Genomic DNA, 13,057 nt, shown 5'->3' with positions numbered 1-13,057 from the left:
GAGCGCCGGTCAGATCGCGGTCGGTGCCTGCTCCTCCAGCTCCAGGCCCTCCGGCAGGGCCGCACGGTGCACCACACCCAACCGCTGCGTGGCGCGGGTCAGGGCGACGTACAGCTCCGCGCGGCCGAAGTCGGCCGGCTCGACCACCAGCACGCTGTCGAACTCCAGGCCCTTCGCCTGTGCCGGGGAGAGCAGGACCACCGGGCGGGCGAGGTCAGGCTCGGGCCCGGAGTCGGCCTCCGGCAGCGCCGCCGCCAGGCCCCCGAGCAGATGCCTCGGCGCCACCACGGCCAGCCGCCCGCCCGTCCCGTCCGCCGGGACGGGCTCGGCCGCGACGCACGCCGCCACCACGTCGGCCAGCTCCGCAGCGTCCGCCACCCGCCGCGCCCACGGGCGGACACCCGTGGACCGCACCGAACGCGGCGGCCGGAAGCCCGGGTCCGTCGCCCGGACCACGCCCGCCGCGACGTCCATGATCTCGGCCGGGGTCCGGTAGTTGACGTCCAGCAGCACCCGCTCGAAGCGCTCGCCCACGTGCGGGCCCAGCGCGGCCGACCAGGTGCCGCAGCTGCCCGGCTCGGAACTCTGCGCCGGGTCGCCGACCAGGGTCATCGAACGGGTCGGGCAGCGCCGCATCAGCAGCCGCCACAGCATCGGGGTCAGCTCCTGCGCCTCGTCGACGATGACGTGGCCGAAGGCCCAGGTCCGGTCCGCCGCCGCACGCTCCGCGGCGCTGCGCCCGTCCGCCTCCTCCTGACGGTCCGCCAGCCGTTCGGCGTCGATGAGGTCGTGGGCGGCCAACTGCTCGGAGTCCTCGTCCTCGCGGTCGGCGAACTCGTGGCTGCGCGAGCCGTAGGAGAGGTCCAGCACGCCCTGGGCGTAGGCGATGGCCTCCTGCCGCTGCGCCTCCTCCGCGGCGAGACGGGCGGAGTCGTCCTCGCCGAGCAGTTCCGCCGCCTCGTCCAGCAGCGGCACGTCCGCCGGGGTCCACGGCCAGGCCGTGAAGGGACCGCACGGGGCGCGGCGGATCGCCGCCGTGTCGGCCTCGGAGAGGTGGGTGGGCTCCTCCAGGAAGTCGGCGACCAGTCGCTCCGGCGTGAGCAGCGGCCACAGCTCGTCGATCGCGGCGTGGACCTGGGCGCTGGCGGCGACGCCCTTGCCGATCAGGGCCCGGTCGTCGGCGCCGAGCAGGTTCGGGCCGCCGTAGGGGTCGGCGCCGATCCGCTCCACCAGCTGGGCGGTGAGCCCGTCGATGACGGCGAAGGCGAAGTGCGGCCTGGCGAGGTTGTGCGGCAGGTGCGTCCTGCGGGCGCGGTCGCGGGCGGCGGTGACCAGCTCGCGGTCCAGTACGAGCTCGCCGTCCTCGTGGTCGATCCGCAGCTCCGGCCAGCCGGTGGCCTGCCGGTCGCTCAGGTGGGCGGCGAGGGCGTCGGCCATGGCGGCACCGCCCTTGACGGCCGCCGCCTCGGGCGTGTCCGTGCCGGTGGCGCGCACGCCGGGGAAGAGTTCGCCGGGGGTGGCCAGCAGCACCCCGGTCTCGCCGAGTGCGGGCAGCACCTGGCCGATGTAGCCGAGGAAGGCCGGGTTGGGCCCGACGATCAGCACCGCGCGCCGGGCCAGCAGCTCGCGGTGGGCGTAGAGCAGATAGGCGGCGCGGTGCAGGGCCACCGCCGTCTTCCCGGTGCCGGGACCGCCCTCGACGACCAGCACGCCGCGGTGCGGGGCGCGGATGATCCGGTCCTGCTCGGCCTGGATGGTCTGCACGATGTCGTGCATCCGGCCGGTGCGCGCGGCGTCGAGCGCGGCGAGCAGCACGGCGTCGGCGGTCGCGCCCTCGTGGCCGGTGCGTTCGGTGTCGTCGAGGTCGAGGATCTCGTCGTGCAGGGCGGTGACCCGGTTCCGCTCGGTGGTGATGTGCCGCCGCCTGCGCAGGCCCATCGGCTCGTGGCCGGTGGCGAGGTAGAACGGGCGGGCGACGTCGGCGCGCCAGTCGACGACCAGGGGCGTCCGTTCCTCGTCGTCGGCGCGGATCCCGATCCGGCCGATGTGGTGGTCGGCCCCGTCCCGGAAGGCCAGCCGGCCGAAGCAGAGCCCGTGCTCCCCGGAGGAGTACAGGGTGAGCAGCCCGCTCTGCTCGGCCACCAGCACGTCCCGCTCCAGCAGCATCTGGGCGTTGGTCGCCCCCTGCGCCAGTGCGGCACCGACTCCGGCGGCGGCCCGCGCCTCCAGCTCGGCGAGGCGTCCGCAGAGCAGATCGATGAATTCCTGTTCCCGGAGAATTTCGCCGTTTGACAATTCCGCTCCCGCTCGCATATACTTACGCCATAAGGTTTCCGGAGTTCGCATTTCGGGTCGTTCCGAATGAACTCGTGGAACCCACTAATCTACGAGGGAAATGCCCGGGACGCCAGTGCGCCCGGGTTTCTTGTTGTCCGGAAACCGTGCCTGTTTGCCCGGAGGCCGCGTCCGGCCGCGGGTCGGCGCGGGCGGTCACGGCTCGACGGACAGGACGCGGATGTCGTCGCGATGGCGGCGGCGCCGAACTCCCGCTCCGGGGTGTTGAAGCGGGTGGGGGTTCGCGTCCGGCGGCATGCCGGTGATGGCCATTCACGTGGCGCCGAAACGCTGCTGGGCCGTGATGCCCGCCACGTCGAGGCCATGGCCGGCGATGTCGGTCGACCGACATCGACGTGATCTCCCTGGAGGCAGCCCGGTCCCGGATGCAGGTCGCCGGCGAACTCGGCGAAGCCGGCTGTCCGCGCGAGGTCGGACCGGGTGTGTGGGGTCTCCGTTCCCCGTGGATCCCGGGCGCCGGGGAGGTCGTGGAGGTGCTGCGGGGCCGGGCCCGTCGCGATCCCGGCCGACCGGCTCCGGGCCAATTCGGACTGCGGTCTGAAGGCCTGCGGGTGGCCGGAGACCCGTGCATCGGTGGACTGCCTCGTTGCCGCAGCCCGGCGCCTGCGCAGGGAGCTCGCGACTGACCCGCCGGCCGGCCTCCGCGTTGCGACTCAGGACACCGGCTGTGGCGAGTGGGCCGGCCGTGATCGATCAGAACTTTGCCAACAGTTGTTCCTCATGTCCTGGATTGTTCAACATGGAACCTTTACGGTTGTTTGCATGCAGATAGCCTTCCTGGCCCCAGCCTTCGGCAGCAGCCCGTCCGGTCCCGCTCCGGCGCGGGACTGCTGTGGGTGCAACGGCTGGGGCACCCTGGTCGCGCCGGACGGTCGAGGGCTGATCGTCTGCCCCGAGTGCCGGGGGAACGGCCACTGACCGGTGCCCCACCGGGCGGCCGCGCCGGCTCGCTGTGCTGCCGCCCTGTGACGGCGGCTCCGGTCCCGGCGTGTGGGCGGTTCCGGTAGGGCGCTGCTGCAATGCGCCCCCCGGCGTGGAACTGGTTGCCGGCCCGCCGTCCGCGCGCCACCCGCCACGCCTACGGGTCGGCTGTGCTCGTCGTCGCCGCCCGCCAGGTGGTCGACACCGCGCCTGACGACGTCCCCGCCGAGTCACTGCACCGGCCCGCCCGGCTGGCGGCCGACTACGACCGGCAGCCGGGCGCCCCGCCGAGGGCGGCACCTCCGGCAGGGTGAGCCGCGCGGCCGCCGGGAGCGTGTGCGCCCTCGGGGGCGCGGCGAGATGGCGGGCGATGTTCGGCGACGTCGTCAGCGTGTGGGGGGTGTGGGGATCTGTTCGACGAGGGTGGCGGTGGCGCGGTCGAGGAACTCGCAGAACTGCCGGTGTTCTTCGGGGCCGAAGCGGTCGGTCGGGGCGCGTTCGAGCGCGATGACCTCCCGGTAGGCGCGGTCGAGGAGGGCGCGGCCGGTGTCGGTGAGGGTGGCGAGCATGACCTTGGCGTGGGCCTCGGGCGCGGTGCGGGTGATGAGGTCCTTGGCCTGCATGCCGTTCAGGACGGTGGCCATGCTCTGCTGGGAGGCCCCGCAGGCGCGGGCGAGCTGGGCACCGGACCGGCCGTCGCCGCGGGAGAGGGCGAGGAGCACCGTGTACTGCGTCATGGTCAGCCCGTAGCCGCGCAGGACCGCCTCGTGATGGGCCATCAGGGCCTGTTCCGCGACGCTGGGCAAGAGCATCGTCCGCATCCGGTAGCGCCGCACCGCCGCGTCGGCCGCAGTCCATCGGCCGTGCGGAGAGCGGCCATCGTGCCCACCGTGACCGCGCCGCGTGGGCCTGACGTGGGCGCCCGCCCCAGGCCCAGCCGGGACGGGGCCACCCGCACGGCCGGCGCAGCTGGGCCCGAGGGCTCCGCGTCGTGGTGCCCGGGCTCCTGCTGTCCGGGTCCGGCCAGAGCCCGCAGCGCGCCCGCGGGCCCGGCTCGATGCCGATCGCGGTCAGCAGGTCGTACTGGCCCCTCTCCGGGCCGGGCCGGGCCGGCCGGCTCGCTGCGCCCGGACCCGGCGGCGGAGCTGCTTGCCCTCGCACGCGGTCTCCTCGGGCAGCTGCGCCCAGTCCACGTGGCCGTCAGTCCGACAGAGCGGTGGCCAGTGATCGTCTGCGCCACGAGCTGCTGCAGCTGCTTGCCGAGCTCGACCGGGTGGGACAGGTCTGCGGCGAGCAGGCCGGTCCGGGCGCCCGGTGCGCCGTAGCGCGGAGCGCTCGGCGGAGTTGCCGAGCCGTTGGATGCGTCACCTACTTCTCGTTCGCGCAGACATAGCCCCGATCCGGCGTCGTGGGCTGATCTCCCGAACACAGGAGGGTGTCGTACAGGTTGGCACCCGCGAGGTCTGCGTTGACCAGATAGGTACGGTCGAGGTCTGCTCCATAGACGTAGGCGTTCTTGAGGCTCGTGCCGGAAAGGTACGCGTCGGTGAGGTTCGCACGGAGGAGTTGGGCATCGTCCAGGTGTGCATCGAGGAGCGATGTCTTCGTGAGGTCCGCATTGTTGAGGACTGCCTCGCTGAGGTTCGCCTGGTCGAGAACGGCGCCCGCGAGGTGCGCATACTGGAGATCGGCGCCGGCAAGGTTCACGGCGCCGAGCTTCGCAGCCTCCAGGTGCGTGCTCTCGAGAATGGTGTTCGTGAGGTCCGCGCCGGTGAAGTTCGCGTTGGTGAGATAGGTGCCGGTGAGGTCTGCGCCGACGAGGTTCGCGTTGGCCAAGTCGGCGTCTGCGAGTTGAAGACCGCTGACGTCCATGTGGGAGAAGTCGGTGCCGTGCAGGTCGATGGACGCATAGGCGTCGTGATCGGGGTTACGGCCGCTGAGGACGTCGAGAGCGGCGTCGACGTCGGTGGGCGGGCTGTTGACGGTGGCGGCGCCGGGGCTGCCCGGCGCGTGATTGCGGATGAAGGCGCACAGGACCGAGACGATGGTGGGCTGGTCCGCAGGGGAGTTGTTCATGATCCGTTGGAGGGCGTAGATGCCACCCAGCCGGACGTCGGGGACGGTGGACCCGAGCTGGCTGATGGTAGCCGTGTACCGCTGGGTGATCTGGCCCTGCTCGGCGATGCTGTTCTGATGGGAGTTCTGGCAACTGGTCAGGCCGAGCGAGATCGATGTGAGGACTAACGCGCCGATCGCGGCGATGCCGGTGGCGGTCTGCCCCCAGCGCCCGTCCGAACGGTCCTCCCGCTGGCGCCGACGGTGGATGCGGGCGCCCGGCCACAGGCGTCTGCGCCTGACAACGCGGGGCTCGTGTTCGGGACGGCGTGCGTTGCGCGGCCCGGGACGTGCGGCCACGTTGTCACCCCCTGGGCGGCCGTGGGAGCGTTTGTGCCTCTTTTCCAGCGTGCGCCGGGTCGGTCGACCGCTCCACTTGAGACAGGTCGCGGACCGTGGTGTCCAGCAGTGGAACCCCGTCCACGAGACCGCCTGGTACCCGGGAGGCGTCCGTACCGGCACCCGGACCCCGACAAGCCTCACCCCCGCCAAGGCCCGCCTCCTGGGCATCGCCGGACAGCCGCCCACCACACCCTGAGCAGCCGCCCCGAAGCCCGCGAACGCCCCCTTCGCCCCCTGGGTACGACGGGCCGGGGGAGGGGGTGCCCACGGGCCGAAATTCCCCTGCGCCCCTGGCCTCGACCAGGCCGCGCCACCGTCCCGAGAGCACAACCTCAGCCCGCCACCACGGACCGCATCGACCGCTTCCGCAAGAAGGGCTGGACGACCGTCGGCACCATCACCTACGCCGCCGGGAATGAGGCACGCCGCGTCGAGTGGACCGTCTCGCGGAAGCTGCGCACCGAGAACGAGCTCACCGCCCACCTGACCCTCGCCCAGACGGCCGCCGTGGGCGGCAGCACGGAGGCCTTCGACGCCCTGGACCTGCCACCGGCAGCCCTGTCGGATCCGGTCCTCAGGGCCGCCGGGCGGGTTACGGTGCAGCACCCGACCGGACCTCGGTCAGTCGATGCCTTCGACGATCCGGAAGTCGCGCTCGACGCCGTCGGAGAGGGCGACCAGCGCCTCCTGGTAGGCCGCGCTCTCGTGCGCCGCGACGGCCTGCTCGAAGCTGTCGAACTCGACCAGGACGGTGCGCTCGGCGATTCCGGCGTCATGCGCCACGACCCGACCGCCGCGGGTGAGGACCCGACCGCCCCCGGCCGCGACGGCCGGGCCGGCCAGCCTGTTGTAAGCAGCCAGCTTCTCGGGGTCCGAAGTGGCGCGGTAGGCGCTGACCCAGTAGCCCTTGGGCATGGAACCTCCAGTGTTGGGACGAGTGCGTCCGACTTACGGGTTGGTCGCGGACGGGCGTCGGCGGGCGAGGGCGAGGCCCGTCAGCATCGTGATCGCCATGGCGCCGATGCCGACCAGCGCCGCGGTGGTGTAGGCGCCGTCGTCGGGGAAGAGGTGGCCGGGGCCGGTGCCCGCGGCGAGGATCAGGCCGCCGACGGCGCTGCCCAGGGAGTACCCGACGCTGCGGACGACGTAGTTGAAGCTCATGGCGCTCGACGTCTCGCTCTTGGGGGTGACGGCCAGGATGACGCCGGGCATCGCGGCCGAGAAGCCGCCGACGCCGAAGCCGAGCACGCCCATCGCCGTGAACAGTTCGGCCAGGTCCGACCGGGCCGCCGCGAACAGGGCGAACCCGCCGCCGACCACGACGGCGCTGCCGGCCAGGAGCAGGGGGTCGGCGATCCGCGTCCGGACCCTCGGCGTGAGCCTGCCGGCGACGAACCCCAGCACCGAGAACGGGATGAGGACCAGCCCGGCGACGAAGGTCGTCAGCCCGAAACCGTAGCCGGCGTCGTACGGCGTCTGCGCGTACCGGGTGATGAGCGTGAGCAGGAGGTACATGCCGATCCCGCCGACGAACATGGCGAGGTTCGCCCCGGCGACCGCCGGGTGCCGCACCGCCCGCACATCGACCAGGGGCGTCGTGCTGCGCAGCTCGATGACGGCCCAGACGCAGAGCAGCACCACCGCGACGACCGCGAGGCCCGCCGCCACGGCGAGGTGCCGACCCCACAGATCCCGTTCGCCGGCGAGGAACAGCACCAGGAGCAGCGCAGCGGCCAGGACGACCGCGCCTGCCACGTCCACGCGGGCGGAGCGGCCTTCGGGGGCTTCGGGCACGGAGCGCCACGCGGTCAGGAGGGCGGCGGCGGTGACGACCAGACCGAGGCCGTAGGCGGCCCGTACCCCGCCGAGCTCGGCGAGCAGTGCGGCCAGCGGGTAGCCGACGCCGGCCCCGATGATCGAGACCACCGAGATCAGGGCGATCACGGCCGCGCTGCGCTCCTCGGGGAGGTGGTCCCGGGCCACGCCCATCATCAGCGCCGTCAGCCCGAGCCCGACGCCCTGGGCCGCCCTGCCGGCCAGCAGCCACCCGAACGGCAGCGGCAGCACGGTGAGCGCGCTGCCGGCGACGACGACCGCCAGCGTGGCGAGGATCGTGACCCGCCGGTGCGGGCCGGCTCCGAGCCGGCCCAGGACCGGCGTGGCGACGGCGCCGCTGAGCAGCGCGACGGTCAGCGTCCACTGCGCGCTGCCGAGCGGGACGTGGAACGAGGTCGCCACGCTGGTGATGAGCGGCGTCCCGAGGCTGGCGACCGCCGCCACGACCAGGGCGATGAACAGCAGGGCGGGGACCAGCAGCCGCGCCTCGGAACGCGCCACCGGGAACGCCTTCGCCGCGACCCCGCCGGCCGGCTGCCCGGTCACTGCTTCGGCCCTTCGCGGTCCTGGCTCTCGAGCTCTGCCAGATGCTGCAGCGCCGGAAGGGCCGCCACCAGCGCCTCGACCTCGTCGCCGGTGAGCCCGCCGATCAACCGCTCGAACGCGTGGACGCCCGCCTGACGCCGCGTCCGGACGTAGGAGGCGCCGGCCTCGGTCAGGCACACCAGCGCGACCCGCCTGTCGGACGCGTCGCCCCGCCGCTCGACCAGGCCGGACTCCTCCATCACCCGGACCAGGGCGGTCATCGCGGGCTGGGTGACGCCCTCGACCGAGGCCAGATCGGTGATGCGCCGCGGCCCGGTCCGGTCCAGGGTGGCCAGCGTGGCGGCGGACGTCAGGCTCATGTCCCGCGGCAGGCGTCTCGCGGCCCTGGTGGCCAGGCCGTAGAGGGCTGCCCCGATGGCGGCGGACGCGCCAGGAGCGGTGTCTTGACGACTCATGGCCGAAGCATAGAAGTTTTATATTCATTGTTTATGTAAGTGCCCGGCCGGTGCGGGCTGCGGACGTGCTGCCCGGCCGAGTGCCGGACCGCGTCCCGCCGCAGCGAGGCCGCCCGGCGGCGATCCGGTCGCGGTCCGAGGCGGGCGAACGGCGGCCGTACCGGTGACGGGACGCCGACGCGGCGGCGGAGGCTGCCGAACGTCCTCGGTCCGCCGGTTCCTGCGCGGTCCGGGGCCGTCCGCGCCCACGCGGCGGAGTCGCCGGTCGACGGAGTCCCCGGTCCCCGGCGGCATCGCCTCGGCGCCCGCGGTGCGTCGCGCGCTACGGCAGCGCTACCGGGACGATACGGGCCGTCCCGATGATGGGGCCGCAGCCGCCGGGAGGTCGCCGACGGGACCGCTCGGACCGAACGCCGGAGGTGCCGGCGTCGTAAGGAGGAACCGGATGCGTATCAGGAAGCTCCTCACCGCGGCCGGCGTGGCCGCCGCCGTTGCCACGACCGGCCTGGCCACGGCGGACACCGCCTCGGCGATCAACTACGACTGCAGTGGCGAGACCCACGCCGTCTGCCTCTACTACAACTCCAGCGCCTACGGCTACGGCGCCTACTTCCAGCAGAGCGGTGACATCCACGACTACGGGGCCTACTGGTTCCAGCCCGGCCTCAACGGCAGCAACGGTGTCGGCAACACGGTGAAGAACCACGCCGCGGCCGTGGACAGCTGGTACGGCGGCAACTTCGTCGTCTACTACAACAGCTGGTACGACTGCAGGTACGCCTGCCAGACCATCCCTGCCTGGAAGACCGTGGACCTCAACAGCGCGCTCAAGAACAACAACGCCTCGGGCGCCTTCCACTGAGTCCGTCGGAGCCGGCCCGGGTCCGCGTCCGGGGCCGGGCGGCTCCCGCGGTGGTCCTCGGCCGTCCCACCGGCCGAGGACCACCGCGGCTGCCGATCCACCGAGTCCTCCTCGCGAGAGAGATCCGACCCGTGTCACGACGCCCGCGCCGTACCGCCCTGCTGACCGCCCTGCCGCTCCTGCTGGCCGGTTGCGCGGGCGCAGTTGCGGAGCCGAAGCCCGGCACTGCCTTCCCGTCGCGCACGGACCCCGTTCCTTCGGTCCCCGCCGTGCCGGTGCTCGACTCGGCCAACGACAAGCCGCTGCCCCTCGACGGCTACCTGCTCACCTACGAGCAACAGACCCAGGTCGAACAGGCGCAGGCCAAGCTGGTCACCGCCTGCATGACCCGGCTCGGGTTCACCTTCACCTTCCCCGCGTCGCCCAGGGAACTGCGTGGCAGCGACGCTCCCACCACGCGGATCGACGGCCGCTACGGCCCGCAGAACGCCGCGACGACGGCGACCTGGGGCTACCACCCGGAGGGCGGCGTCCCCGCGGAGAAGATGCAGCCCCGTTCGGCCCCGGCGCCGACGTCACGGGAGGAGACGGTCGCGGAGACCGGCTCCTCGGACCCGAAGCAGCGGTTCGGCCCGGGAGGCCAGGTCGTCAACGGCCGGAAGGTGCCCGACCACGGCTGCTTCGGTGAGGCCAACCAGCGGCTCACCGGTGCTGTGGACGGGCAGATCGGCGACCCGCAGACGGCCGTGACCCTCAAGTTCCGCACACTGAGCGAGTCCCAGCAGGACACGCGCACCCAGGCCGCGTTCGTCCGGTGGTCGCAGTGCATGAAGGGGAGCGGCTTCGACTACCCGGACCCGGTGGCGGCGATGGGCGACCCGGAGTGGAACAGGACGCCCATGCCCACCCCGCACGAGATCCGGGTGGCCGCGGCGGACGCGGCCTGCCGGCACGAGCACAACGTGGTGGGCATCTGGTACGCGGTGGACTACGCCTACCAGCAGGAGGCGATCGCCGCCGAGGGGAAGGCGATGGCCGAGACCAAGGCCGCCCTGGAGACCCAGATCCGGGCCGCCCGTCAGGTCCTGGCTTCCTGAGAAGCCATCTCATGCGGGCCTGTGGGCTGCTCGCGTGGCGATCGTGGAGCGCCCGGTGCCGGACGAGTTGGGGGAGTCGTTTCGGCGGGTGGTGCCGGTGGCGCCGACGCGCCCGCAGGGCGGTGGCCGTCGGCGTTGCGGGATCGGGAGGCCGGCGGCGATCGTGTTCGTGGCCACGTCCGTGTGCACGAGGGAGCAGTTGCCGCCCCGTTGTGGGCCGTCCGGGCCGACCGCGCACCGCCGGTTCGCGGAGTGGACCGCGGCCCGGGTGTGAGCGAAGCTCCACCGCCCGGCCCCGGGCGAACTCGGCGCCCGGGGCGGGCTGGACCGGTCGAGGTGCGCGGTCGACTCGGTGAACATGCGCGCCACGAAAAAGGGGACCTGACGGGTCCGAATCCTGTCGATCGGGGCAAGTTCGGGTCGAAGATCCACTTGCTCACCGAACGCACCGGTCTGCCCGTCTCGCTCGCGATCTCCGGCGCGAACCTGCACGACAGCCAGGCCCTGATCCCGCTCGTCGAGGCGATCCCGCCGATCCGCTCCCGCCGCGGCCCGAGGCGCCGCCGGCCCGGCAAGCTCCACGGCGACAAAGCGTACGACCACCGCTTCATCCGCTCCTACCTGCGACGACGGCAGATCACCCACCGCATCGCCCGCCGCGGCATCGAGTCCTCGACTCGCCTCGGCCGACACCGCCGGGTCATCGAGCGGCCGTCGCCTGGCTCGGCGGCTTCCGCCGACTCCACCGCCGCTACGAACGCAAGGCTGACCACTTTGCGGCCTTCGCCACCATCACCGCCGCCCTCATCTGCCACCGCAGAATCACCAAATGAGATGACTTCTTAGCGCGGCCAGTCGGGTGCGGGGTCGGTGGCGAGCAGTGGACGGACGGCGCCCAGCACGGCGCCGATGCACACGTCGCGCAGTTCGGCCCGACTGCAGGTCTGCTGTGTGAGCCAGTCCACGCACAGCACCTGGACGAAGACCAGCCAGCTCTTCAGGACGCCGGAGACCGCCTCGTGAGCGCCGTCGTCGGCGAGGGGGAGCACGCCCAGCAGCCGGGTGCGGAGGGCGTCGAGCTCGTTGGTCATGATCGTCTGGATCACTGGGTCACCGGCCAGCACCCGGTTGGCGGCGAGTACGGCGTTGCGGTTCGCGACGAAGTAGTCCAGGTGGGCGTCCAGGCCCTGGCCGAGCTGCTCGACGAGGGAGTCTGCGGGGTCGAACCGGGTCTCGGCGAGCAGCTGGTCGGCCGCCTGCTGGTAGACCGCCGCGAAGAGCTCGTGCTTGCCGGCGAAGTGACGGTAGAGCAGCGCGCGGGAGACGCCGGCCTGCTCGGCGACCTCCTCCATCTGCACCTCGTCGTACGGGTGGGCGGCGAAGAGCTGCGCGGCGACGGCGAGCAGCTGGGCGCGGCGGTCGGCGGGGCTGAGCCGTTGGCGGGGAGACACGGCTGAAGGTTACTTGACACGTGTCTACCGGCGCGCCCTACCCTAGTAGACGTGTGTCAACTAATGCTGGTGGCGGGACTCGGGGAGGGGCCATGGCCAGGACGCTGAGGGTGCTCGTGCTGATGATGGGGATCTCGTGCGTGGCGATCGGGCTCGGACATGTGCTGCTCGGCAACGCCTCCATCCCCGGCGCGGGCGCCGCCGGGACGACGATCGACAGTCTGGGGCGCTTCTTCGGTGCGATCTTCGCGGGGTACGGACTGGCCTGGCTGTGGGTCGCCCGGCAGCGGCCGATCCCGGCGACGGCCGTGCGCCGGCTGGCTGGGGTGTTCCTGCTGGGCGGGGTGAGCCGACTGCTGTCGCTCGCCCGGTACGGCTGGCCGCACTGGTTCCAGGTGGTCCTGACGGTGATCGAACTTGCTCTGCCGCCGGTCTACTTCTGGCTGGCCGACGCCGAGGAGCGGGTACGTGCGGGGCGCGCCTGATCCCCGCCCGTCCGCGGCGCGTGGCGCCGGGTCGAGTACGCGCGGGACGCCTCGGTGGCCGTCGGCTGCCGGCGCGGAGTCATCCTGTGGACAGGGCCCGGGCTTGTCGGGGTCGGCCAAGGTGTACCGGGCCTGCCGAGTACGTGGTCTCGCACCGGCCTGTGCTGGTGGGTCCGGCTGTTCGATGTTGCGGAGCGCCGGGAGATCGGGGGCTCCGCCGACGGCCGCAGCCAGGACCAGCCTGGTGGGTTGTGCGACTGTGCACCTGTTCGCCCTGTGCAATTGGTCCACAGGCGCAGGCGCGCACCGACCGCGGTCGGCGTCGGCGGTTTCGGTGGCCGTGGGGAACCTTCGCGTCGCTTCTGCGGGTGCGCGGTTCTGTCTGCGGTGGGGGTCGGGTCGGGTGGCGGTCCGTGCCGGTCGTGGCCGGCCGGGCCGCCGGGCAGGTGCCTGGTTTGCGGGTGTGGTCGCTTGCGGTCAGTGGTCGGCCTCGGCACTTGCGCGGGTCTGTTGGTGTGGTTGCCCGGGGGTTGTCCGGTCGGGTTTCCGTGGAGGACTGCGCTCGGTCCGCGCAGGGGGTCGGGTTCGTGTC

General features: G+C 72.7%; 13 protein-coding genes and 2 pseudogenes. 8 read left to right on the top strand and 7 right to left on the bottom strand.

Annotated elements, in window-relative coordinates:
- Window positions 1-9: 9 nt before the first annotated feature.
- Complete coding sequence (locus IE98_RS0116965) at window positions 10-2,313, bottom strand: AAA family ATPase (RefSeq protein ID WP_030269758.1); 2,304 nt, start codon at window positions 2,311-2,313, stop codon at window positions 10-12.
- A gap of 368 nt (window positions 2,314-2,681) precedes the next feature.
- On the opposite strand from IE98_RS0116965, the pseudogene IE98_RS50850 reads away from it, so the two are divergent.
- From IE98_RS50850 to IE98_RS0116960, 3 genes and pseudogenes are all read left to right on the top strand, one after another.
- Window positions 2,682-2,979: pseudogene (locus IE98_RS50850) on the top strand (5-methyltetrahydropteroyltriglutamate--homocysteine S-methyltransferase); the annotation flags it as partial.
- Between the two features lie 138 nt (window positions 2,980-3,117).
- Window positions 3,118-3,273, top strand: a complete 156-nt coding sequence (locus tag IE98_RS50845) for a hypothetical protein (protein WP_234443571.1) — start codon at window positions 3,118-3,120, stop codon at window positions 3,271-3,273.
- Window positions 3,274-3,374: 101 nt separating this feature from the next.
- Window positions 3,375-3,590: a hypothetical protein gene (locus IE98_RS0116960; RefSeq protein ID WP_159400945.1), complete on the top strand. Its 216-nt coding sequence runs from the start codon at window positions 3,375-3,377 to the stop codon at window positions 3,588-3,590.
- 72 nt (window positions 3,591-3,662) lie between these two features.
- On the opposite strand, the gene IE98_RS0116955 is transcribed toward IE98_RS0116960, so the two are convergent.
- Complete coding sequence (locus IE98_RS0116955) at window positions 3,663-4,088, bottom strand: MarR family winged helix-turn-helix transcriptional regulator (RefSeq protein WP_234443570.1); 426 nt, start codon at window positions 4,086-4,088, stop codon at window positions 3,663-3,665.
- 556 nt (window positions 4,089-4,644) lie between these two features.
- Complete coding sequence (locus tag IE98_RS44680; protein WP_052390615.1) at window positions 4,645-5,691, bottom strand: pentapeptide repeat-containing protein; 1,047 nt, start codon at window positions 5,689-5,691, stop codon at window positions 4,645-4,647.
- A gap of 76 nt (window positions 5,692-5,767) precedes the next feature.
- Here IE98_RS44680 and IE98_RS49125 point away from each other — a divergent pair, with 76 nt between their 5' ends.
- Window positions 5,768-5,929: a hypothetical protein gene (locus tag IE98_RS49125; RefSeq protein WP_159400944.1), complete on the top strand. Its 162-nt coding sequence runs from the start codon at window positions 5,768-5,770 to the stop codon at window positions 5,927-5,929.
- A 425-nt stretch (window positions 5,930-6,354) separates the two neighbouring features.
- Here IE98_RS49125 and IE98_RS0116945 read toward each other — a convergent pair whose 3' ends face one another.
- From IE98_RS0116945 to IE98_RS0116935, 3 genes are read right to left on the bottom strand one after another with little or no spacing between them, the layout of a single operon-like run.
- Window positions 6,355-6,648 (bottom strand): DUF1330 domain-containing protein, encoded by a 294-nt coding sequence (locus IE98_RS0116945; RefSeq protein ID WP_030269754.1) that lies wholly within the window; start codon window positions 6,646-6,648, stop codon window positions 6,355-6,357.
- Window positions 6,649-6,681: 33 nt separating this feature from the next.
- Entirely contained in the window at window positions 6,682-8,115 is a 1,434-nt protein-coding gene (locus tag IE98_RS0116940) for an MFS transporter (RefSeq protein ID WP_030269753.1), read from the bottom strand.
- A complete protein-coding gene (locus tag IE98_RS0116935; RefSeq protein ID WP_030269751.1) occupies window positions 8,112-8,474 on the bottom strand; it encodes a MarR family winged helix-turn-helix transcriptional regulator in 363 nt (120 codons plus the stop codon). The genes IE98_RS0116940 and IE98_RS0116935 overlap by 4 nt, the downstream gene beginning before the upstream one ends.
- Window positions 8,475-9,015: 541 nt before the next feature.
- Here IE98_RS0116935 and IE98_RS0116930 point away from each other — a divergent pair.
- From IE98_RS0116930 to IE98_RS47935, 3 genes and pseudogenes are all read left to right on the top strand, one after another.
- Entirely contained in the window at window positions 9,016-9,432 is a 417-nt protein-coding gene (locus tag IE98_RS0116930) for a hypothetical protein (RefSeq protein WP_043174371.1), read from the top strand.
- Between the two features lie 269 nt (window positions 9,433-9,701).
- Window positions 9,702-10,529, top strand: coding sequence for a hypothetical protein (locus tag IE98_RS0116925; protein ID WP_052390614.1), 828 nt, complete (start codon window positions 9,702-9,704; stop codon window positions 10,527-10,529).
- Window positions 10,530-10,563: 34 nt separating this feature from the next.
- Window positions 10,564-11,362, top strand: a pseudogene (locus tag IE98_RS47935) (IS5 family transposase).
- 9 nt (window positions 11,363-11,371) lie between these two features.
- Here IE98_RS47935 and IE98_RS0116915 read toward each other — a convergent pair.
- Window positions 11,372-11,980: a TetR/AcrR family transcriptional regulator gene (locus IE98_RS0116915; RefSeq protein ID WP_030269746.1), complete on the bottom strand. Its 609-nt coding sequence runs from the start codon at window positions 11,978-11,980 to the stop codon at window positions 11,372-11,374.
- A 92-nt stretch (window positions 11,981-12,072) separates the two neighbouring features.
- Here IE98_RS0116915 and IE98_RS0116910 point away from each other — a divergent pair, with 92 nt between their 5' ends.
- Entirely contained in the window at window positions 12,073-12,465 is a 393-nt protein-coding gene (locus IE98_RS0116910) for a DUF4345 domain-containing protein (protein WP_030269745.1), read from the top strand.
- The last annotated feature ends 592 nt before the right edge of the window (window positions 12,466-13,057 follow it).

It is taken from the genome of Streptomyces sp. NRRL B-24484, assembly GCF_000717715.1.
Lineage (GTDB): Bacteria > Actinomycetota > Actinomycetes > Streptomycetales > Streptomycetaceae > Kitasatospora.
Note: the sequence above shows the minus strand (reverse complement) of the source record. Positions and strands in the feature narration are given on the sequence as shown.

Excerpts from the sequence above, each read along its gene's own strand:
- IE98_RS0116965 (WP_030269758.1), bottom strand. The coding sequence starts at position 2,313 with ATGCGAGCGGGAGCGGAATTGTCAAACGGCGAAATTCTCCGGGAACAG.
- IE98_RS50845 (WP_234443571.1), top strand. The coding sequence starts at position 3,118 with ATGCAGATAGCCTTCCTGGCCCCAGCCTTCGGCAGCAGCCCGTCCGGT.
- IE98_RS0116960 (WP_159400945.1), top strand. The coding sequence starts at position 3,375 with ATGCGCCCCCCGGCGTGGAACTGGTTGCCGGCCCGCCGTCCGCGCGCC.
- IE98_RS0116955 (WP_234443570.1), bottom strand. The coding sequence starts at position 4,088 with ATGCTCTTGCCCAGCGTCGCGGAACAGGCCCTGATGGCCCATCACGAG.
- IE98_RS0116945 (WP_030269754.1), bottom strand. The coding sequence starts at position 6,648 with ATGCCCAAGGGCTACTGGGTCAGCGCCTACCGCGCCACTTCGGACCCC.
- IE98_RS0116935 (WP_030269751.1), bottom strand. The coding sequence starts at position 8,474 with ATGAGCCTGACGTCCGCCGCCACGCTGGCCACCCTGGACCGGACCGGG.
- IE98_RS0116930 (WP_043174371.1), top strand. The coding sequence starts at position 9,016 with ATGCGTATCAGGAAGCTCCTCACCGCGGCCGGCGTGGCCGCCGCCGTT.
- IE98_RS0116910 (WP_030269745.1), top strand. The coding sequence starts at position 12,073 with ATGGCCAGGACGCTGAGGGTGCTCGTGCTGATGATGGGGATCTCGTGC.